General features: G+C 35.0%; 21 protein-coding genes and 1 riboswitch. Of the genes, 2 read left to right on the top strand and 19 right to left on the bottom strand.

Annotated features, from left to right (window positions below; genetic code table 11):
• Positions 1-3 precede the first annotated feature (3 nt).
• From BTOYO_RS20740 to BTOYO_RS20715, 6 genes are all read right to left on the bottom strand, one after another.
• Complete coding sequence (locus tag BTOYO_RS20740; RefSeq protein ID WP_001142655.1) at positions 4-879, bottom strand: MerR family transcriptional regulator; 876 nt, start codon at positions 877-879, stop codon at positions 4-6.
• Positions 879-1,655 (bottom strand): metallophosphoesterase, encoded by a 777-nt coding sequence (locus BTOYO_RS20735; RefSeq protein ID WP_000637912.1) that lies wholly within the window; start codon positions 1,653-1,655, stop codon positions 879-881. Before BTOYO_RS20735 ends, BTOYO_RS20740 begins: the two co-directional genes overlap by 1 nt.
• 67 nt (positions 1,656-1,722) lie before the next feature.
• The gene (locus tag BTOYO_RS20730; protein WP_001231536.1) at positions 1,723-2,202 is read right to left on the bottom strand and encodes a LysM peptidoglycan-binding domain-containing protein; all 480 of its coding nucleotides are present in this window, start codon (positions 2,200-2,202) and stop codon (positions 1,723-1,725) included.
• A gap of 22 nt (positions 2,203-2,224) precedes the next feature.
• Positions 2,225-2,788: a CPBP family intramembrane glutamic endopeptidase gene (locus BTOYO_RS20725; protein WP_001025774.1), complete on the bottom strand. Its 564-nt coding sequence runs from the start codon at positions 2,786-2,788 to the stop codon at positions 2,225-2,227.
• Positions 2,788-4,317: a RecQ family ATP-dependent DNA helicase gene (locus tag BTOYO_RS20720; RefSeq protein ID WP_000762985.1), complete on the bottom strand. Its 1,530-nt coding sequence runs from the start codon at positions 4,315-4,317 to the stop codon at positions 2,788-2,790. Before BTOYO_RS20720 ends, BTOYO_RS20725 begins: the two co-directional genes overlap by 1 nt.
• Entirely contained in the window at positions 4,307-5,368 is a 1,062-nt protein-coding gene (locus BTOYO_RS20715) for a YpbB family protein (protein WP_001176977.1), read from the bottom strand. The genes BTOYO_RS20720 and BTOYO_RS20715 overlap by 11 nt, the downstream gene beginning before the upstream one ends.
• A 298-nt stretch (positions 5,369-5,666) precedes the next feature.
• On the opposite strand from BTOYO_RS20715, the gene BTOYO_RS20710 reads away from it, so the two are divergent.
• Entirely contained in the window at positions 5,667-5,915 is a 249-nt protein-coding gene (locus BTOYO_RS20710; RefSeq protein WP_001151993.1) for a ferredoxin, read from the top strand.
• Positions 5,916-6,038: 123 nt separating this feature from the next.
• Here BTOYO_RS20710 and BTOYO_RS20705 read toward each other — a convergent pair whose 3' ends face one another.
• Positions 6,039-6,617 carry an ECF transporter S component gene (locus tag BTOYO_RS20705; RefSeq protein WP_000810841.1) on the bottom strand — a complete coding sequence of 193 codons (579 nt, stop codon included), beginning with the start codon at positions 6,615-6,617 and terminating at the stop codon, positions 6,039-6,041.
• A gap of 162 nt (positions 6,618-6,779) precedes the next feature.
• Positions 6,780-6,919: riboswitch (FMN riboswitch) on the bottom strand.
• Positions 6,920-7,167: 248 nt separating this feature from the next.
• Between BTOYO_RS20705 and BTOYO_RS20700 the strand changes: the two genes are divergently transcribed.
• Positions 7,168-7,854 carry a hypothetical protein gene (locus BTOYO_RS20700; protein ID WP_000710843.1) on the top strand — a complete coding sequence of 229 codons (687 nt, stop codon included), beginning with the start codon at positions 7,168-7,170 and terminating at the stop codon, positions 7,852-7,854.
• A gap of 28 nt (positions 7,855-7,882) precedes the next feature.
• On the opposite strand, the gene BTOYO_RS20695 is transcribed toward BTOYO_RS20700, so the two are convergent.
• From BTOYO_RS20695 to BTOYO_RS20640, 12 genes are all read right to left on the bottom strand, one after another.
• The gene (locus tag BTOYO_RS20695) at positions 7,883-8,497 is read right to left on the bottom strand and encodes a peptidoglycan DD-metalloendopeptidase family protein (RefSeq protein WP_000866135.1); all 615 of its coding nucleotides are present in this window, start codon (positions 8,495-8,497) and stop codon (positions 7,883-7,885) included.
• A gap of 85 nt (positions 8,498-8,582) precedes the next feature.
• Positions 8,583-9,164 carry a cob(I)yrinic acid a,c-diamide adenosyltransferase gene (locus BTOYO_RS20690; protein WP_000781258.1) on the bottom strand — a complete coding sequence of 194 codons (582 nt, stop codon included), beginning with the start codon at positions 9,162-9,164 and terminating at the stop codon, positions 8,583-8,585.
• Positions 9,165-9,300: 136 nt separating this feature from the next.
• On the bottom strand, positions 9,301-11,076 hold the full coding sequence (gene resE / locus BTOYO_RS20685) for a sensor histidine kinase ResE (RefSeq protein ID WP_000964658.1): 1,776 nt from the start codon (positions 11,074-11,076) through the stop codon (positions 9,301-9,303).
• Positions 11,076-11,792 carry a DNA-binding response regulator ResD gene (gene resD / locus BTOYO_RS20680; protein ID WP_000426665.1) on the bottom strand — a complete coding sequence of 239 codons (717 nt, stop codon included), beginning with the start codon at positions 11,790-11,792 and terminating at the stop codon, positions 11,076-11,078. The genes resE and resD overlap by 1 nt, the downstream gene beginning before the upstream one ends.
• Positions 11,793-12,095: 303 nt before the next feature.
• The gene (gene resC, locus BTOYO_RS20675) at positions 12,096-13,253 is read right to left on the bottom strand and encodes a cytochrome c biogenesis protein ResC (RefSeq protein ID WP_000250078.1); all 1,158 of its coding nucleotides are present in this window, start codon (positions 13,251-13,253) and stop codon (positions 12,096-12,098) included.
• Between the two features lie 14 nt (positions 13,254-13,267).
• Complete coding sequence (gene resB, locus BTOYO_RS20670; RefSeq protein ID WP_000910514.1) at positions 13,268-14,893, bottom strand: cytochrome c biogenesis protein ResB; 1,626 nt, start codon at positions 14,891-14,893, stop codon at positions 13,268-13,270.
• A 121-nt stretch (positions 14,894-15,014) separates the two neighbouring features.
• The gene (resA, locus tag BTOYO_RS20665; RefSeq protein WP_000742208.1) at positions 15,015-15,536 is read right to left on the bottom strand and encodes a thiol-disulfide oxidoreductase ResA; all 522 of its coding nucleotides are present in this window, start codon (positions 15,534-15,536) and stop codon (positions 15,015-15,017) included.
• 106 nt (positions 15,537-15,642) lie between these two features.
• Complete coding sequence (rluB, locus tag BTOYO_RS20660; protein WP_000440550.1) at positions 15,643-16,371, bottom strand: 23S rRNA pseudouridine(2605) synthase RluB; 729 nt, start codon at positions 16,369-16,371, stop codon at positions 15,643-15,645.
• A gap of 289 nt (positions 16,372-16,660) precedes the next feature.
• The gene (gene spmB, locus BTOYO_RS20655) at positions 16,661-17,191 is read right to left on the bottom strand and encodes a spore maturation protein SpmB (RefSeq protein ID WP_000029515.1); all 531 of its coding nucleotides are present in this window, start codon (positions 17,189-17,191) and stop codon (positions 16,661-16,663) included.
• On the bottom strand, positions 17,188-17,784 hold the full coding sequence (gene spmA / locus BTOYO_RS20650; protein WP_000247802.1) for a spore maturation protein SpmA: 597 nt from the start codon (positions 17,782-17,784) through the stop codon (positions 17,188-17,190). Before spmA ends, spmB begins: the two co-directional genes overlap by 4 nt.
• Entirely contained in the window at positions 17,777-18,901 is a 1,125-nt protein-coding gene (dacB, locus tag BTOYO_RS20645) for a D-alanyl-D-alanine carboxypeptidase DacB (RefSeq protein WP_001252633.1), read from the bottom strand. Before dacB ends, spmA begins: the two co-directional genes overlap by 8 nt.
• A 112-nt stretch (positions 18,902-19,013) precedes the next feature.
• Positions 19,014-19,925, bottom strand: coding sequence for a superoxide dismutase (locus BTOYO_RS20640; RefSeq protein WP_000082676.1), 912 nt, complete (start codon positions 19,923-19,925; stop codon positions 19,014-19,016).
• Between the last annotated feature and the right edge of the window lie 11 nt (positions 19,926-19,936).

The raw sequence follows: 19,936 nt of genomic DNA, 5'->3' as shown, positions 1-19,936 counted from the left end.
CAACTATTCTAACATTTTTAACCATTCATCCCATTCTTCTTTCGTATCGCCGATTAGGATTGTTTGAATGTTCAACTGATCTCGAGCGCTTATTTCCCCTATAACCCCAACAGAAAGGTTCTCATTTTTTTCTTGCAATAAATCCCCAACATTCATCGCCCTTTTCAGTTCTAGGCCATTTTCAAAAGAGACAAATAAATGTTTTGGCTGTATTTGCTCAACCGCTAATAACATGCCATCTCCCTCTAAACTTGTCCTAATATGTATCGCCTCATATCCTTTTAAACGTAAATACATTGAGAAAATAAATCCTTTCAATGTATTATTTTCTAACACAATTACTTTGTGTATGGAAGAAAACGTTGAAGCATTATGATACACCATTCCTAGACGAGTTTGTAAAAATGATACGGCATATTGGAATTGCGTCATTGCAATCTCATTGTTATTTTTTAGTGTCAACAATTTGTTTGTCACTTGAAGAATAATACCGGTGATAACTTTTTCTGTTGAATAAATACTAAAAGCCTCATTTATTAATGCAGAAGTTGTAATTTCATCAAATTCTAACAAAGCTTGTAGTAAATCGTCCACTAAAACAACTTCTTTATCGTAATGTATTTCTTTTTGGGCATTACTCTGCAAACGATTCCCTTCTAATAACTGCACTGCTTGTCCAATCATCATACCGGAAGAAACCTTCTCCATTAACCATTTCAAAATTCGAATATGCTCTTCTGTATATAATCGATGCCCAGCTTGATTCCGCTTTGGGGCAATAATCTGATATCGCCTTTCCCATGCACGAAGCGTACTCGGTTGAACTCCAATAATATTCGAAACAGCTTTTATATTATATTTTCCATTTAGAGTTGGCATCATTTCCCTCCACATAACGTAATAATATGTGTTTGAGCAGGTGCTCGAAAACGAAGTGGAATCAATGTTGTTCCGTATCCATTACTAACAAAGAGAGTCGTATTTGAATGATTATATACGCCACCTTTTAAATATTTTTCAGATGGGAATAATCGAATCTGTCCTCCATGTGTATGTCCACTTAACACAAGTGAAATTTGTTCTTTTCCAGACATTTTTTTTATTATATCAGGGTTGTGACTAATTAAAATACGAAATCCCTCTTCTTTACAATCAGCCAATGCTAAGTCTAAACGATCACGTTCCAATCCAACATCATCTACACCGAGTAAGCAAATTTTCTCTCCTAACTCAGATTCAAATACAACTCTTGTATTATCTAAAACTTTCACATTATTTTCTAATAGCAACGCATCTAATTCATGGTATTCAATCTCATAGTCATTATTTCCCCATACAAAATATACAGGAGCTATCGCTCTTAACTTTTGAATATTTGCAGAGATTTTTGATAAAGGTACGCCCTTTTCCGCTAAATCACCACCAATAATAACGAGATCTACTTTTCCCTTTATTCGCTCAATTAACGAATCTGAAACGACTCTTCTATGAATATCAGAAATAAAAAACATATTCATCTGTTGAAAACTTTGCGGGAATTCTTTAAATTCTAAAGTATGTTCCAATACCGTATTACGCATCGCTTCTTTATACATTACAAGAAGAAATATTATACCTATACATATGAGAGTACTTAATATTGTAATCCATATCATATTTTTACTCCCCTACTCATAAAGATAATCCTCAGTTTTTATAACAAGCTACGAATTGCTTAGTTTACTAGCTCTCTTGTTTTACGGACTTATCTTTTATCGGAATTTTTAATTCTTGACCTGCACTCACTTCATCTTCTTCTAAGTTATTATACTTTTTAATAACTTCAATCCCACTTTCATCTGAAAAATATTGCTTCGCTATACTTTCTAAAGTTTCTCCCTTTTTCACAGTATGCGTTACCACCTTCTCAGATTGTTTCTGAGTTTCAGATTTGGCTGAATCAAAAAAAATTACTTCAAACGCACTTTTACCAGCATTACTACTATCACTTTTCACCTGAATATATTTATCCGTATACCATAAAATACTAATTGGTAGTAATATGAATAGACACGTTAATACTCGGACAAAAATGTGATTCATTTTAAACTTTTGCTTTTTCTCTTTATTTCTATGAAGTTCACTTCGCGGCGGTAAACTTTCATCTTCTTCCACTTGCTCAACTTCTAATTCCTCTTCAAAATCAGGAATTCGTTTCCTCATGTTGTTCACCACCACCTTCCATTTATTTTCTTAGTTGGAGTCCCATTATAAAATCAACAAGAAAGTGTGCAAAGATTGTTATAAATAAATTCCCTGTCCATTCAAATACATAACCAAAGACAAAACTAATAAAACATACGAAACAAAACAAAAATGGCTTTGTTATATACCGAATATGTAAGACTGCAAATACTAAACTTGCTATTATAATTCCGAAATGAGTCTGCATTACACCTCTAAATAAAAATTCTTCTGCAAAGCCAATAACGAACGTAATAACGAGTAAATGCATAACTGACATTCCTTGAAACATCTTATCGTTAATACCACCATCATCAAACCAAGACTCTGGAAATACTCGCATTGCAACATAATCTAATAACACAATACCAATCGCTAATAAACTACCTACTATAAGTATTCGTACAGGTTCCCACTTCCAAAGACTAAAAACTTCTTTTGTATCTCGAAATAATATATATGCTAGCAAACAACCAATACCAATAATAATTAGCTGTGTTATATACAGATTCAGCCTTATTTCTTTCGGACTCATATCTTCAACATTATGCCTTTGAATGTTCATCATTCCTCCATCTTCTCTAGGCCGAAAAGCTTTTGTAACTCTGTTTCCCAATTATAGTCGAAATCGGATTGTTGCGCTCGTCTTTTTTTATACTCCGTTTTTGTAATACCACAATAATCGCAGCAATTTTTTAACTCTGTCTCTTTTCTATAACCGAACTGTTGAAGCACATATTCACGCCTACATCCTTTAACTTGTATCCATGACTTCATGTTTTCTAGCTCACTATATTTATTACGCAATCTTATTTCTACTTCAGCTATTAATCTGTTCATGATTTCATCTGACAAGCTCTCTAATATTAGTTTTCGCCGTTGTATGATCCCAAGCCGTTCGAGATGATAGCGGATGAAACGCCAATATTGTTCATTAAATCTTGCTGCATTATAACAAATTTCTTCTACATCTTCTATTGGTAATTCTTTCGTTTGAAACATTCTTTCTTGTAGTAAAGAAAATAAAAATTGTATTTGCGACTTACTTGGCAATTCATCTTCAATAATTGAAATTGGCAAATCGTGATCCAACGGACTACATAATAAAAAGGCTATACTCGGTTCGCCATCTCTTCCAGCTCTTCCGATTTCTTGTAAGTAGGAAGCTATATTAGTCGGATAATGGAAATGAATAATATATCTCGTATTCGACTTATTTACTCCCATACCAAAAGCACTTGTGCATATTACAATTTGCAATTGGTCATTCATAAATTGCTGCTGAATTAACATACGCTCTTCATGTTCCATACCACCATGATAAAAAGCCACACCAGTACAGCCTTTTCCTCTTAAATATTCCGTTAAACGTTCTGTCCATGCTCTACTTGAACAATATACAATCCCTGGCCCCTGTAAATACATCACATGTTCCAAAAGTGCTTCTTTCTTCTCTTCTATCGTCTCTATAAATTGCACTTCCATTGCAATATTTGGACGATCAATAGAGTATGCATGCTGCGAGACATTCTTTAAACTTAAACTCTCTGCTATATCTTGCAGTACATCCTTTGTCGCTGTCGCTGTTAATGCTAGTACCGTAGGAGATCCAATGTTCTCAATTACTACGTTTAATTTTTTATAATCCGGTCTAAAATCATACCCCCACTGCGAAATACAATGGGCCTCATCCACAACAAACATTGAAATATGAATTTTCTTCAATTCTCTTATTAATAAATCCGATTGCAACATTTCTGGAGACACAAAAATAAATTTATAAAAAGCCAATTTTTTCATCGCTTCTCTTTTTTCACTTAATGTCCGAAAACTATTAAATGCAATCACTCGATTTTTCACAACATACTTTAATTGTGTAACTTGATCTTCCATTAAAGATAATAGTGGTGATACAACAAGCACTGTTCCTCCTTGCATTAGCCCTGGGAGTTGATAGCACATAGATTTCCCTCTTCCAGTCGGAAGCATCGCTATAACATCTTTTCCTTCTAATAAGTCTGTAATAACTTCTTTTTGTCCTTGACGAAATTCAGAATATCCAAACCACTTATATAAATATTCCTCAAGTTTCATTTATACCCTCCATCCGTGCCAATACAAGACGGACTTCAAAATAAGATATCTCTTCCCCAACCGCTTGTTTCAAGACACGTAACTTACGTGTTTGTAATGTCTCAATTACTTCTTTTACTTTATCTATTTTGTCTTTCTCCATAAACATCTCAATTGAAAATTCTTTTTCTCGTAAAGCGATTTCTACAAAATGATCTTCTATCGTTGCAACCTTCAAATTCCGAATTGTTGCTATTTCTTCCAGAAAGCGTCCTTGTCTCCAAAGATTATATGTTTTTTTCGTAGATATGCTAAATAAATCAGCCTTCTCATTTGGATAAGATATAATTTCAGCTAATAACGGAAACTCACTTTCTTTATTACGAACTTCTTGAATAATGAAATGAATTGTACCCCAAAATAAAAAATACACTCGAAATACATCTTGTTTCGTAATTTCCGCTAATTGTTGCAACGTACAACCGATGCGTTTATAGCCCGTTAAGCGATATGTTACGATTGTCGCCTCTAATGGTTTATTTTTTTGTAAAAGAGTATACATCTCCTTCCACAACCTTTTAGCCAATTCACTTCTCATATATGGTATTCCAGTGAGAAAACGTTTCACCCACATCATTATTTCTGTATCTTGCTGAATTGGAATAAATTTCGTATTCACCTGTTGTAAATTCGAAATGGTTTGAACGATTAATGATAATCTCTTCCAAAACGTTTCACCTATTTCACCATAGTGTAAACCATGTAAACACGTCGGAAAAGCAAAGTCATCTTTCCATTTGTTTAATTGCATGTTACCAGCAGTCGTTACTACGTATGTATTTTCATGTATAGATTGAACTAAATCCGTTTGTACCAACTTTGCAACTTCTTGATCATAATCAGCTCTATTCAAAGATTTATAAATCCCAAACAAAAAAGAAATTTGAAACATCTTCCCATCTTGTAATGTTTGCGATGACCTCTTTCCTTTTAATAAATAATAAATAGAAGAAACGGTCCTTTCGCCATTCAATTGTTTTAAACAATACAATAAAGTATATTGTAGTTGCATTACCGCTTCCCCTTTCCAATTTAACTTAATTCTTTTTCAATATGATTACAACGTCTACTGTTACTCATTAACCTTATCATATCGGTACCATATGCTTGTACATACTCTATTGTACCAAACGAAATAACATTTACGTATTTTGAAAATCTTATGACATAATTCAAAAATAAGTTGACACTCTAATTGATAAGCATTATCATTATAATTTTATGTTGAAAAGTTTTACAAACCGTTTTACAATAAGGTTATAATTTTTATGGCGAGCTTTTCACATACATATTATCAGGAGGGAAAAAAGATGGCAAAATATACAATCGTTGATAAAGATACTTGTATCGCATGTGGTGCTTGCGGCGCTGCTGCACCAGACATTTATGACTATGATGATGAAGGTATTGCATTTGTAACATTAGATGATAACCAAGGTATCGTTGAAATTCCAGATGTATTAATTGAAGATATGATGGATGCATTCGAAGGTTGTCCAACTGACTCAATTAAAGTTGCTGACGAATCATTTGACGGCGACGCTTTAAAATTCGAATAGTCTTTTATTAACTTCAAAAAATGCCCCTCATATTGATGAGGGGCATTTTTTGTTCCCTATTTTCATTCTACTTAACAAAAAACCATTAGTAGTTTCACACTACTAATGGTTTTATTTTATATGTTATGCATTTTTCATTTTTGCAAACACCCATACTTTCAGGCGTGAGAATAATGCTACAAATACAATTGTTACTACAATTCCTTTAATTAAATTAAACGGTAAGATCGCTGTTACAACAGTCGTTCTTATAGCCTCACTAGACATAGCAGGTGCATTTAAAAACCAAGTGTAAGCTGGGAATATGATGATATAGTTTAATACACTCATAATTAGCGCCATTGTAATTGTCCCTAACATTAGTCCTGTCGTTAAACTCTTTACAGTACGATACTTTCTAAATAAGAAAGCTGCTGGTCCAATAAATAAACATCCTGCAATAAAGTTTGCAATTTCTCCAACTGGCACTCCTACTAAACTACCTTGAATCCCGTAATGTAAAATATTCTTTATTCCCTCTACAATTATCCCCGCAATTGGTCCAAAAATAATTGCAGCAATTAGAGCTGGCACATCACTAAAATCAATTTTTAAAAATGGCGGAAGCCCTGGGAACGGGAAATCCAACATCATTAGTAAATATGCAATACTACTTAGCATTGCTATACTCACCATCTTTACTACACTGTTTTTTTGTTTCATCGTTCTCTCTCCTTTTCCATCGATCATCTCATGGAAAGTGGAAAGGTTCTGCTATGCCTATTTTTTCATAGAATGAAAAAACCCTTTGTGTTTTACACAAAGGGAGAATTTAAGGCACATCAAACAGACGTTCAAATTCCTATCTTTTTTGAACGCTTGAACCTCCATCTTCTCCCATCCAGACTATACTGTCGGCTTTGGAATCACACCAAATCCTGCCTTAACGGCTCGCGGGCTTAGAACGAAATCATAAATAGTTCATCACCGCCGGTCGGGATTTTCACCCTGCCCCGAAGATAGACCGATATTCTATTTTCCCCTTCATTATACAACAACCTAATAACATTGTGAACTAAAAAATTGTAACTTATTTAAAATTAGTTATTTATTTTTTATAACCCATTAATAATTGCAAAATATTTTACAATACACCCCATATTTTTTATTATTAGGCATTTCTCTTTTGAATTCCCTAGTCATATATAATGAAAAGTGATAAGATGTTGAATTGTTAAGATAAGAACATTTTCTGAGTTATGGAGGAAATGTCATGAAGAAAGATAAAAGACACTCTATTCGAGAAGCAATGAAAAAAAACTTAAGAAAAGAATACTTTTACTTAAAAAAAGAATTACTTTTCTACTGTCCAATTGATTTAGGCACATTCTCAAGCGAGACATACTATGCTGCTTTCGATGAAGATGGCATCAGTATTTATCAGTATGATAAAAAAACAGAAAGTAAATTAAAATTGTGCGAGCGTCATCCATGGAAGAGTTGGAATAAAGTGAAGGTTGATCACTATTTGACAACTTCTCAATTTATTTTTCAAGGTGAGCGTAACTGGATATTATCCCTTTTCCAAAAAGGAAAAGAAGCTCAAAAAATTATCGAAGAGCATACATCTTTACAAACAGAAGTTGTTTCTCGCTCTTTCTTAAAAAAACTTCCTGGTTTTCGTTCTAATACACCGTTGAATAAATACATCGGCAGCATTTGTTACACTGCACTTATTGCATTTTTATTAAAATGGATGATTCCATTTCAAGCACCACAAATCGCCCTGTACTCTCTTTCGATTGGTTGTATGCTTCTTGGCTTACTTTGTTTGACAATCGGTTTAATTGAACCGACTATTGTACTGTTTCGAACAAAAGAAAAAACAAGAACAAAAGTTTTTTACTTATATAGCTACTTAGCTATTTCTGGATTTATATGTGTCTTTATTTTTTGGTAAAAGAAGAGCTAGTTAAACTAGCTCTTCTTTACTTTACGTATAATTGTTGATTTGGATAAATTCGCTCTTGCTGCAATCCATTTTTTGCTTTTATTTCCTTAAGTGTCATACTAAATTTCCGTGCAATATTAACTAAAGTATCCCCTTTTTGTACGACATATAATGAGGAAGAAACAACTTCATTTCTTTGTTCATTTAAAACAAGTAATGGATTCATCGCATTCTTTTTCGCCATCGTCCATCTTCCTTGATGAAGTTCTAAATGTAAATGTGCACCTCGTGATTCTCCTGTGTTTCCTACTTCTCCAATTATTTCTCCTTTTGAAATATAATCCCCTTGAACTACGTGTCTCTTATTTAAATGTGCATACACAGCCTCATATTCTCCATGTTTAATAAATACAACGTTCCCATAACTATTTGAATAATAAGACTTTGTCACCTTGCCATCTTGAATAGCTGCCACAGGTACTCCGATCGGTGCAGCTATATCAATACCGTAGTGTTTTCCATGCCTTGTCCCAAAATAATCACTTATCTGTCCTTCCACAGGCCATGTCCATCGATTTTCTTCTGCGTAAACATGTAATTGAGATAAAAACAGTACAGTCAATAACATGACGCTACATTTTAACACTTTCATATACATCCTCCGTTTTCTAATTACCACCATACCTTCTCTATTTTGGTATATTACAGAAAAAAGTATACAAAAAAAAGAAAGTGAATTACTCCACTTCCTTCTCTTTCTTATCACGAAAAACTAATGCGCTACGGTTATACTCCACATCTTTTACTTGTAATCGAGTATTTATTACTCTAGCTACTGCAAACAAATAATCAGATAATCTATTTACATACTTTAGAACAACTTCATTTGTTTCCACTTCTTTTTTCAACGATACGATAGAGCGCTCTGCTCTTCTTACAACAGTACGTGCAATATGAATGGTAGCCGATGCCTCGCTACCACCTGGTAAAATAAAGCGTTCTAATGGTGGCGCTTCTTCTATATACAAATCAATCCTTCTTTCCAAGCTTTCGACCATTTCGATCGTTACTTTATAAGGGATTTTCTCCTCCACTATCGCCAAATCTCCCCCGCAATCAAATAGTTCATGTTGAATATTTTCAAGGTCATTGTAAACATCTCCAAATGCCCCGCCTTGTAGCTTAGTCATCGCATATCCAATATGAGAATTCGCCTCATCTATCGTGCCATATGCTTCTACACGAATATTATCTTTATCCACCCTGCCACCTATTACACTTGTTTTCCCTTTATCTCCTGTTTTCGTATATAATTTCATTTCTTCACAGCACCTCTCTCGATATTCTTAATTCGACTAAGATAGAAAAAAGTTCTACTATAATTTATTTAATTGATTTTACAAAAAAATAAAAAACAGTAGAACTTTATTTATTATTAACTTTAAAAACATATATCTAAATTATACGATTCGGCAAATATACAGAGAATGTAGTTCCTTCTCCAACAACACTTGAGACAGAAATTTTCCCATCATGGCCTTGAACAATATTTTTAGCAATCGCAAGCCCGAGTCCTGTTCCACCCTTTTTCCCGCGTGTTCTTGCTTTATCAGCTTTGTAAAAACGATCAAACAAGAATGGAATATCTTCTTCTGGAATACCAGCACCTGAATCTTGCACTTCGAAAGTAAGACCATTATTTTCCGTATGAATTACAAGTGCAACATGTCCACCTGCATTCGTATGACGAATTGCATTATCAATTAAATTCGTCAACACCTGTTCCATACGGTCTGCATCAAACGGATATTGTTCAATTGGACTTTGGAAATCTACTGTTAGTTCAACTTCTTTATCCTTTGCAATCCCTTGGAATTTACGGCCAATCTTTTCGACAAATGGATGAATATCTACTTCACCAATATGTAACTCTACGTGGCCACTTTCCATACGAGCTAAATCTAATAATTCATTTACAAGTTTACCTAAACGAACGGATTCATCATAAATGATTTGAACAAACTCATTAATTTCCTCTTTCGTTTGCACAATATCATCTAAAATCGCTTCACTATACCCTTGAAGCATGACCATTGGTGTACGAAGTTCATGTGATACATTGGCAATAAAGTCTTGACGCATCTTCTCAAGACGGCGTTCTTCCGTCATATCACGCAACACTGCTACAGCCCCACGAATTTTCGTTTGATTGTAAAGCGGCGTCATAAGAACTACGTAGTTACCTTTTTGCAAATTAATTTCAACAACTTGTTGTTGCTCACTTTCTACAACGCGATGGAATAGTTCCACAAGTTCAGAAGGTAGTTTTTTACTTAGCTCTATCTCTTTTTCTTCTTGCCAAACTTGTAAGAAATTTTCAGCCGGTGGATTAATAACTACGACTTCACCTTCTTGATTTAACGTAATAACTCCATCTGCCATACTACTCAAAATACTAGCTAACTGTTCTTTTTCTTGCTGCAAAGCATTCATATTAAACTTCAACTGTTTACCCATTTGATTTAAGGCCGTTGCAAGCTCACCAATTTCATCCTGAGATACCATAGGGGCCTTTGCATCAAACTTCCCACGTGCCACCTCAAAAGCAACCTCACGCATTTTACGAAGCGGTGCGGTAATTCGAGTAGATAAGAAGAACGCAAAGAAAGTTGTTAATATAATCGCAATCCCAGCCGATAAGAAAATAAAATCAGTCGTTCTCTCCATACCTTGTATTGGTACTTGTAAAGATTCATATACGAACACTGCACTTTGATTTTTTGATTGCACCGGTTTTCCGACAATCATAATATCATTTTCAGTATTTTTATTCTTCCTACTATTAGAAGCTTTTCTTATGTTGTTTTTAATTTCTTTTTTATCTTTAAAAACAGCAGCTAATTCTTTATCTTCTTTTAAATCATCTATTGTTAGCGTAACTAATCCTTCTTGTTTCGGAGAAGATGAAATCTCCTTACCATCTTCTACAATAATGATTCTTGAAAGTGGGTCAGAGAATTTATACGCGATATTCTCAATCGTTTTTACATCGGCACCTTCTTCAATTAACTCTGAAACACTTGTTGCAACTTTCTGAAGCCTAGCTTCACTCATATCAACATAATACGTTCTAAAAAACTGTGAAAGTAAAATCGCAACAAATCCAAGAACAAACGAAACGAGAAGTAATATGGTCATCCATAACTTCCCTACTACACTTCTCCAAAGCATCAGTCGTTCACAACCTCAAACTTGTAACCCACGCCCCAAACGGTAACAATCATCTTCGCAGCATCTGGTGATTTTTTACTTAATTTCTCACGTAAACGCTTTACATGCGTATCCACTGTACGTAAATCTCCGAAGAATTCATATTGCCATACTTCTTTCAACAATTGCTCTCGATCGAATACCTTATCAGGAGCTTTCGCTAAGAATAATAGTAATTCATATTCTTTCGGCGTTAAGTTCACTTCATTACCATCTGCAGTAACACGATGTGCATCGTTATCAATTGTTAAGTGCGGGAACACAGTAACATCTTTCGTCGTTGTATCTTGTGTAAAGAATGTTGTTGGTACAGCACGACGTAACACCGCTTTCACACGAAGCACTACTTCACGTGGGCTAAATGGTTTTACAATATAATCATCCGTTCCAACTTCAAATCCTTGTACCCGATTTACTTCTTCACCTTTTGCCGTCAACATAATAATTGGTGTCGCTTTTTTCTCACGAACCCCTTTGCACACTTCGATACCATCTTTACCAGGCATCATAAGATCCAATAAGATTAAATCATAATCATTTTGCAACGCCATTTCTAAAGCTGTATCACCATTATCTGCTTCCTCAATTGTGTATTGCTCTCTTTCTAAGTACATTTTCAATAAACGACGAATGCGATCCTCATCGTCTACAATTAAAATTCTAAATTCATTTTCCATTTCTACCCGCTGCATATTTTCACATCAGCGGTTCACACCTACCCTTCTACACTATTATATTGCGCTATTCTCGGTTATTTAAGCACTCCTCTAAATGTTTCACTTCCCACTATTATGCTTCACAAGAATAATAAAGTTTGTTCAATTTTTTTCCAAAACTATGTATTTTATTTGAACAGTATATTATGTCCTCGACATCATTTTACAAAATCAACCGCTACTTTGTCATGTTTTTCTCAAAAAAGAAGAAAATTTGACAAAAATAAAATAGGAAAGTGACATACACTCTCCTATTTTATTTCTCTATGCATATGAATGTAAACCCGCAATGATTAAGTTCACTACAATAAAGTTAAACATAATGATCGCAAAACCAATTACTGCAAGCCACGCTGATTTTTCCCCATGCCATCCTTTAGATAATCGTAAATGTAATACTGCCGCATAAAAGAGCCACGTTATAAGTGCCCAAACCTCTTTCGGATCCCACCCCCAAAAACGCGTCCATGCTATTTGAGCCCAAATCATCGCAAAAATTAGCGCACCTAATGTGAAAACTGGGAATCCAATTGCAATAGATCGATATCCGATTTCATCCAGTAAATCACTATTCGTATTCTTTACTAGTGGCTGAAGTGCCGCTGATACTCGTTTGCGTAAAACAAGTCTTAATACAACATAAAGTAGTGTTCCAACTATTACTGACCAAATAACAGTATTTAATTTTTTCGCATTTACAATCGCTGGAACTTCGACTGTCGGTTCTAATTTATTTTCTGTCAGTAACTTCCCTTCATGTGGTCCAACTAAAGCTGGGAGATTATACTTCATCTCGACTTGTTGTTCATTTTTATCAATCCATTGAAACTTAGCTTCATATTTCATACTGGAGAATACTGTCGTTACCGCAATAAATCCAACTGTACAAACAAGTGTGAACACTACCGTTTCTAACCAAAATGTACGTTTACTTCTCGTTGATTGATCTACATTTTTCAATAAATACATAACGCCCGTAATAAAACTAATTGCTAAAATTGCTTGTCCTGCTGCTGCAGTCGTCACGTGAATGTGTAACCAGTTACTTTTTAAAGATGGGATAAGCGGGGATATTTCCCTCGGGAACATACTTGCATAGGCAATTAATAAAAGAGCAACTGGTAATGCAAATAGTCCAATTATACTTACGCGGTACATAAAATACATTACAATAAATGCTCCGACAAGCATCATACCGAAAAACGTACCGAATTCGAAAAAGTTACTAACTGGCGCATGACCTGATGCAATCCACCTTGTAACAAAATATACTGTTTGTGCTATAAATCCTAAAATTGTAATCGTTATTCCTACATTTGCCCATTTATGACCCTTTTCTTTAATTGCTCCCCCAAAAAATAGAGTTGCTATTAAATATAAAATAAATGCGGTAAAGAGAAAGTTACTACTTATTTGCACCATATCGTTTCCCCACCTTAACTAATTTTTTTATCAATTACTTTATCATTTGGCTGTGGAATTGCTGTACCTTCTAGTATTCTTTCAATATCTTTCTTTAAACCGAACCAATTTTTATTCGTATGTCCTGCAATCCACCATTCATCATTAACACGTTGTATCCAAATACGGCGATGATTCCAATACATACCTTGAATGACACCAACCATAAATATAAATCCTCCAATACCAAGAATCCAAAGCGTTAAATCTTTCCTAACCGTTAGAGCTGTCGCATTTTGCATTTCAACACCTGCAAATGACATTTTATATTTGTTGTTTCCATCTGCTTCTATATTTTGCTGAATACCAACGAAACTCACTTCACCATCTGGCGTCTCAGGCGTAAACATTTTAAATACGAATGCAGGGTTGTTTGGTAATTTTGTTTTTGTATTCGGTTTTCCATTCTCATCAAAATAAAAATCTGGAAAATAGCTTAATAGTTCTAAAGAATAACCATTTCCTAAATCGTATTTTTCTGTAGGATTCGCTAAATCTACTTTAATTGGTCCCCACTTTTGATTATTTTCTTTGTTTTGCAAGTGGAAGGACATACTTTTAAATTCACTTTCTTTATAATCCACTTGATACACTGCAAATTGATCAAATTTCAATGGCTCATTCACGCGAATTTCCGCTTCTTTTACTTTTTCTAATTTCGGTTTTTGCCCTGCTATATTTTCGCCTACCGCTTTATATAATACTGCATTCGTTTGGAAGTTTTTCGCAATCATTTTATCCCCAACACGGTCTATCGCTTCATCAAAAACTTCCTTATCCTTACTTTTATCATAAACTTCTTTTATAAACTTCTCATTTTTTAAATAGTATTGACCATCCGTCCCTGGTACTTCTTTCGTTTCACCATCACGTAACCAAAGAGCTTCGTCTACGTACATACTCGGTAAAAAACGAAGCATCGCACCGAATAAAAAGATAATAAGGCCGATATGATTTACATATGGACCCCAACGTGAGAAACGTCCCTTTTCCGCTAAAACGTTTCCGTCTTCCACTTTCACGTTATAGTTTCTTTTCTTTAAATTCTTTTGCACTCTTTCCAAGTCACCATCTTGCGGAGTACCAGTCCCGTATAATCTTTGTCTCTTTAAAAAGCTAGGATGTCTTTTTACCCCTTGTTTTTTTAAAGCTTTATAAAGGGGAATAACACGGTCTAAACTACATATCACAAGTGAAGTACCGATAGAAGCAATTAAAATCATGTACCACCATGAACCGTATAAATTATTAAATCCTAATTGATAGTATAATTGCCCTAAAAATCCGTATTCCTGTTTATAATATTCAGCTGGTGCAATTCCTGGCGTTATGTACATTTCTTGCGGAAAAATTGTTCCTATCGCTGATGCAGCTAAAGTTATTACGATTAGCCATACACCTACTTTTACAGAAGAGAAAAAGCTCCAAATTTTATCGACTATCGTTTTTGTTTGCGTGAGAGATCTCCGCGCACTCCCCTCATAGCGCATATCCAATAGTTTTACATTTTCATTGCTTTCAAATGGTTTCCCACAAGCTTCACAAAAAATGGTTCCTATCGGATTAACATGTCCACACTCACATTTAATTTCTTTCAACACTCTCACCGCCCCTGTATCTATATGTACTATTGTATATTCTAACCTCAAGTTACCGCAATACTCAGAATTTTTAAATCAGAGGCGCTATAGACATGCACCTCTTATGTAAAGGCTTTCTTTATTACGGAGTAATTTTCTTCAAATAGCCTTCTAACTGTTCTTTCGTTTGTTCACCTATAATTTGCTCCACTACTTTTCCATCTTTATCAATCAAAAAGCTTGTCGGTAATGGACCTACTCCATATGTGCCTATGATTTTTGTTCCTTTATCAATGGCAACTGGGAATTTCAAATCATATTGTTTCACAAAGTTCTTAACAGCAATATCTGTTTCATCTGCATCTAACGCAATAATTTCAACGCCTTTTTCTTTATACTTTGGATATAATTCATTCATATAAGGCATTTCTTTTTCACAAGGTTTACACCAAGTTCCCCAAAAGTTTAAAAATACACCTTTACCCTTTAAGTCCTTTAATTCAATTTTCTTTCCTTCCAAATCCGTCACAACAAAATTAGGTGCTTCTTTCCCAATTTGCATTTTCTCTTTATCAGTGAAAAACCCTTGATAAAGGGTAAATCCTACAGCACCGCTTAAAATGAGCAGGATGATAACACGAAATAATAAGCGATTTTTCTTCATCTTGTCTCCCCTCTCCTCGGTAAATGGTATGTATTCTTTTCTGTAAATGTTATATTGAATAAATCACCAGCAGAGCACTCCACTGGTGAAATTTTAACTCTATAGCTTATCTTGGCTTTGTAGAAGCAAGCGCGCGTAATTGTTTTACCTCATGTGGTGTCAATTCTCTTGCATCACCAGGTCGCAAACTACCCACTTCTAAAAAGGCATAACGTTCACGTTTTAATTTCACTACTTTACAGTCTAACGCTTCAAACATACGACGTACTTGACGGTTACGGCCTTCGTGAATTGTTAATTGTACAATCGCCATCTCTTTACGCTTGTCCCAAGAAATAATTTTCACATTTGCTGGTGCTGTCTTTCCGTCTTCTAATGTAACACCTCGTTCTAACATGCGAATTTTCTCACCTGTTAATGGCCCTTTTATTTTTGCAACATATGTTTTTTCAACTTTATATCTCGGGTGCATTAATACATTAGCGAAGTCCCCATCGTTTGTCATTAATAATACGCCAGACGTATCATAATCTAAGCGTCCGATTGGGAATAAACGTTGTGTAATTTCAGGGAAAAAGTCTGTTACAACATTTCTTCCTTTATCATCTGATACACTTGAAATTACGCCAGTTGGTTTATATAGTAAAAAATAAACAGGTTCTTCTTTTTCAAGAGGGATGTTATTTACTTCTACTTTATCTTGAGGAGTTACTTTTGTTCCTAACTCCTTCACTATTTTTCCATTAACTTTCACTTTTCCTTGCTGAATTAATTCCTCAGCCTTTCTTCTCGATGCAATACCTGCTTGTGCAATCACTTTTTGTAATCGTTCCATTTCTTTTTTTCACCTCGAATTTATCTTACCTTACATTAGAAAGACTTGGCAACCGCATACGTTTTACGACTGTTCGCCTCGTCTCACTTAAACAACATAGCGATGATATTAAACATATAAAGGGCAAATCATGTTTTTATCCTTTATTATTGTCCATATTTTTCATATTTCTCACAATAAAAGTTCATCATTTTGTCAAAAATACTGCATAAAAAAACCACTATTAAGCTACACCTTAATAGTGGTCGTATACGTATTATAAGCGAAATAGCCTAAAAAATGAATAGTATTACTGAAACAATAAAGAAACAAACACAATTGAGCAAATAATCCCGATTAAATCTGCAAAAAGTCCTACTTTTAATGCATCCCCCATTTTTCTAATCCCAACAGCTCCGAAGTATACTGTTAAAATATAAAAAGTCGTATCTGTACTCCCTTGCATCGTAGAAGCTAATCTCCCAATAAACGAATCTGGTCCATATGTTGCAATTAAATCAGTCGTAATACTTAAACCAGCAGAACCCGAAATTGGACGTATAAGCGCAAGTGGAACGATTTCTGCTGGGACATGAATTAAATCTAACATCGGCTTCATTACAGATATCATCGCATCTAAAGCACCTGATGCCCGAAAAATAGAAATGGATACAAGCATTCCAACCATAAACGGTAAAATGGAAACTGCAATTTGAATCCCTTCTTTTCCTCCCTCAACGAACGATTCATACGTTGGGACTTTCTTTATCGTGCCATATAAAAGGATAAAACCAATTACACAAGGGATTACCCATAATGAAATTGTATTTACAATACTCATTTTTTCCGCCCCTTTCTACTCCTTCTTCGGTAAAAATAGCGGTCAATCCAAATTGCCCCAATCATAGAGAGCACTTGTGCAATGAATGTTACCCCAACAATTTCAGTAGGATTTGCTGATTCATAAGTCATTCGAATCGAAATGACGGTAGTAGGAATTAAAGTAATAGCTGATGTATTTAATGCTAGAAACGTCACCATAGAGCGACTGGCCGAATCCTTTCCTCCATTTAATTCTTTCAGTTGTTCCATCGCTTTAATACCAAGAGGGGTTGCTGCATTACCTAGTCCAAAAAAGTTCGCCATCATATTCGATAGAATAAATCCCATTGACGGATGATCCTTCGGTATTTCTGGAAACAACCTTTTTACTATCGGCATAAAAAGTGTAACTAACTTTTTTAACAACCCTGCTTCCTCTGCAATTTTCATTAAGCCAAGCCAAAATACTAAAACGCTAATAAGTCCTATGCAAATCGTTACCGCATCTTTTGACCCGTCAAATACAGCTTTCGTTACTTCTTCCATCGTTCCGTTTATCATGGCATACACAATCCCTATGACCGCCATCGCTGCCCAGACGAGATTAACCATCGTTCCCAACACCTATCATGTAAGAAAAAATTTCTTTCACATTGTTCCAGTACATACCCGTTGCAGCTACTAACTTCCGTTTACTATAAAATAAATTCCGTTCTCCGACTTTTTCATTACCAACATAAATGTCCGTCTTCCCAACCTTTACTCCATCCGTAAGTTTTGCACTTTTATCGAGTTCAACTTTTAATACTACGTTCTTTTTTTCTTCTTCAGTTAACGGTACCGAAAAACTATTTTTCGTATAAACATGATTGGCATATTTCTTTTCATTTATTTCAGCAAGCGCTCCTTGTCCTAAAACTTTTGTTTGCTTAAAACGTTCAAACCCTTTGTCAAATAGATTCATATGATCATCCCAATCACTAGAAGCACTCAAAGTTACGACAATTAAATCTAGTCCATCTTTTGATGCCGTTGTAACAAGCGTTCGTCCTGCTTTTTTCGTAAAACCTGTTTTCCCACCTGTTGCAAATTCATAATAGGATGTCACAAGCTTATGTTTATTTTTCCACGGATAATCCCATGAATTTGATTTATACGTTTTTGTGCCAAAAATTTTCTTAAAGGTCTCGTTCCCCATTGCATATTTCGTTAACAGTGCCATATCATAAGCCGAAGAATAATGAGAGCCATCTCCATCCAAACCATGAGGATTTGAGAAGTGAGTATCTTTCATTCCAATTTGTTTCGCCTTTTCATTCATTAAATATACGAACCCCTCTATACTCCCTCCTACATTTTCAGCAATTACTTGCGCTGCGTCATTACCTGATCTAAGCATAAGTCCGTATACTAAATCCTCTAGCTTCACTTTCTGTCCAGGTTTTAAATAAATCGCCGATCCTTCCACCCTGACTGCTTCATTACTAACTGATACCATTTCTTTCATTTTTCCTGATTCAGCAGCTAACAAGGCTGTCATAATTTTTGTTATACTAGCAATTTTTTGTGGCTCATGTTCTGCTTTTCCGTATAATACACGACCAGAACTTTGCTCCATTAATACAGCATTTCGAGCGCTAACATTACTGTTCATCTTTGCATATGTAGGAATCGGCATAACGCTTGCGTACATAATAAGAAGCGTAATGATTACACAAATTCGTCTCATATTTCCCCCCACGTCCTTTTGGCACTTTTTGTACAAGTGTATGCTTGGCCTTTTAAAATATGAACGAAATCTTCCTTCTGTTCCCATTAAAAAAGACGCAAAGAATTTGCGTCTAATATGGTGTCCATTCAATTTGTTTCGCAGTTTCAAATCTTTTTTCTACATCAGGCCAATTCACAACATTCCACCAGTTTTTAATATATTCATCTTTTCGATTTTGGTATTGTAAATAATACGCATGTTCCCATACATCTAGTACAAGGAGCGGTATCGTATCCCATTGTGTAAACAATTGATGAAGTGTACTCTGCAAAATTTCTAACCTTCCAGATCGGGGGACCCAAACGAGAATCGCCCAGCCCGAACCTTCTACTTTAGAGGCTGCTTCCGTAAAATGTTTTTGAAAACGTAAAAAGCTCCCAAAATCTTGTTCAATTTGTTGTGAAAAAGCCCCTCTTGGACTTCCACCACCATCTTTTTTCATGTTATTCCAAAATATCGTGTGTAAATAATGTCCTGATCCATGAAAAGCCGCTTCTCGTTCCCAATGCTTAATTAAATCAAATTGATTGGTTTTTCTCGCTTCCTCCATCATCTTCTCTGCTTTATTTAACCCTTCTACATAACTACGATGATGTTTATCATGGTGTAACATCATAATTTCTCTAGAAATATACGGCTCTAACGCGTTATATGGATAAGGTAATGGCGGGAGTGTATGCCCTCCAATTGGAACAGCTCGTTCACTATCCCCTCTTTCATATAGTTCATATTCCTCTTCTTGCATAAATACTTCCTGCAGATGATGTTGAATATGTTCTACATCATCGCTTATTTCATACATAAACTCCGCATCCGTTTCGTACTCATGCTCTTTCATACGCTCTAATAATGTCTGAATTTTATAAGCAAGCATATGGACATCATACACTTCCATTGCGCGGCTATCTAATACGTGAAGAACACTTTCACACCAACTTTCTACTTCATGAAAGTAATCTGTAAATACACCTTGCTGACTCATGTTACACCTCC

Origin of the sequence: Bacillus toyonensis BCT-7112 (genome assembly GCF_000496285.1) — a bacterium.
Taxonomy (GTDB): Bacteria; Bacillota; Bacilli; order Bacillales; family Bacillaceae_G; genus Bacillus_A; species Bacillus_A toyonensis.
The sequence above is the reverse complement of the archived record's forward strand: the minus strand, read 5'-3'. Positions and strand labels throughout refer to the sequence as shown.

Bases quoted from the DNA above. Each gene is read 5' to 3' on its own strand.
- BTOYO_RS20740 (WP_001142655.1), bottom strand. From the start codon at position 879: ATGCCAACTCTAAATGGAAAATATAATATAAAAGCTGTTTCGAATATT.
- BTOYO_RS20735 (WP_000637912.1), bottom strand. From the start codon at position 1,655: ATGATATGGATTACAATATTAAGTACTCTCATATGTATAGGTATAATA.
- BTOYO_RS20730 (WP_001231536.1), bottom strand. From the start codon at position 2,202: ATGAGGAAACGAATTCCTGATTTTGAAGAGGAATTAGAAGTTGAGCAA.
- BTOYO_RS20725 (WP_001025774.1), bottom strand. From the start codon at position 2,788: ATGAACATTCAAAGGCATAATGTTGAAGATATGAGTCCGAAAGAAATA.
- BTOYO_RS20720 (WP_000762985.1), bottom strand. From the start codon at position 4,317: ATGAAACTTGAGGAATATTTATATAAGTGGTTTGGATATTCTGAATTT.
- BTOYO_RS20715 (WP_001176977.1), bottom strand. From the start codon at position 5,368: ATGCAACTACAATATACTTTATTGTATTGTTTAAAACAATTGAATGGC.
- BTOYO_RS20710 (WP_001151993.1), top strand. From the start codon at position 5,667: ATGGCAAAATATACAATCGTTGATAAAGATACTTGTATCGCATGTGGT.
- BTOYO_RS20705 (WP_000810841.1), bottom strand. From the start codon at position 6,617: ATGAAACAAAAAAACAGTGTAGTAAAGATGGTGAGTATAGCAATGCTA.
- BTOYO_RS20700 (WP_000710843.1), top strand. From the start codon at position 7,168: ATGAAGAAAGATAAAAGACACTCTATTCGAGAAGCAATGAAAAAAAAC.
- BTOYO_RS20695 (WP_000866135.1), bottom strand. From the start codon at position 8,497: ATGAAAGTGTTAAAATGTAGCGTCATGTTATTGACTGTACTGTTTTTA.
- BTOYO_RS20690 (WP_000781258.1), bottom strand. From the start codon at position 9,164: ATGAAATTATATACGAAAACAGGAGATAAAGGGAAAACAAGTGTAATA.
- resE (WP_000964658.1), bottom strand. From the start codon at position 11,076: ATGCTTTGGAGAAGTGTAGTAGGGAAGTTATGGATGACCATATTACTT.
- resD (WP_000426665.1), bottom strand. From the start codon at position 11,792: ATGGAAAATGAATTTAGAATTTTAATTGTAGACGATGAGGATCGCATT.
- resC (WP_000250078.1), bottom strand. From the start codon at position 13,253: ATGGTGCAAATAAGTAGTAACTTTCTCTTTACCGCATTTATTTTATAT.
- resA (WP_000742208.1), bottom strand. From the start codon at position 15,536: ATGAAGAAAAATCGCTTATTATTTCGTGTTATCATCCTGCTCATTTTA.
- rluB (WP_000440550.1), bottom strand. From the start codon at position 16,371: ATGGAACGATTACAAAAAGTGATTGCACAAGCAGGTATTGCATCGAGA.
- spmB (WP_000029515.1), bottom strand. From the start codon at position 17,191: ATGAGTATTGTAAATACAATTTCATTATGGGTAATCCCTTGTGTAATT.
- spmA (WP_000247802.1), bottom strand. From the start codon at position 17,784: ATGGTTAATCTCGTCTGGGCAGCGATGGCGGTCATAGGGATTGTGTAT.
- dacB (WP_001252633.1), bottom strand. From the start codon at position 18,901: ATGAGACGAATTTGTGTAATCATTACGCTTCTTATTATGTACGCAAGC.
- BTOYO_RS20640 (WP_000082676.1), bottom strand. From the start codon at position 19,925: ATGAGTCAGCAAGGTGTATTTACAGATTACTTTCATGAAGTAGAAAGT.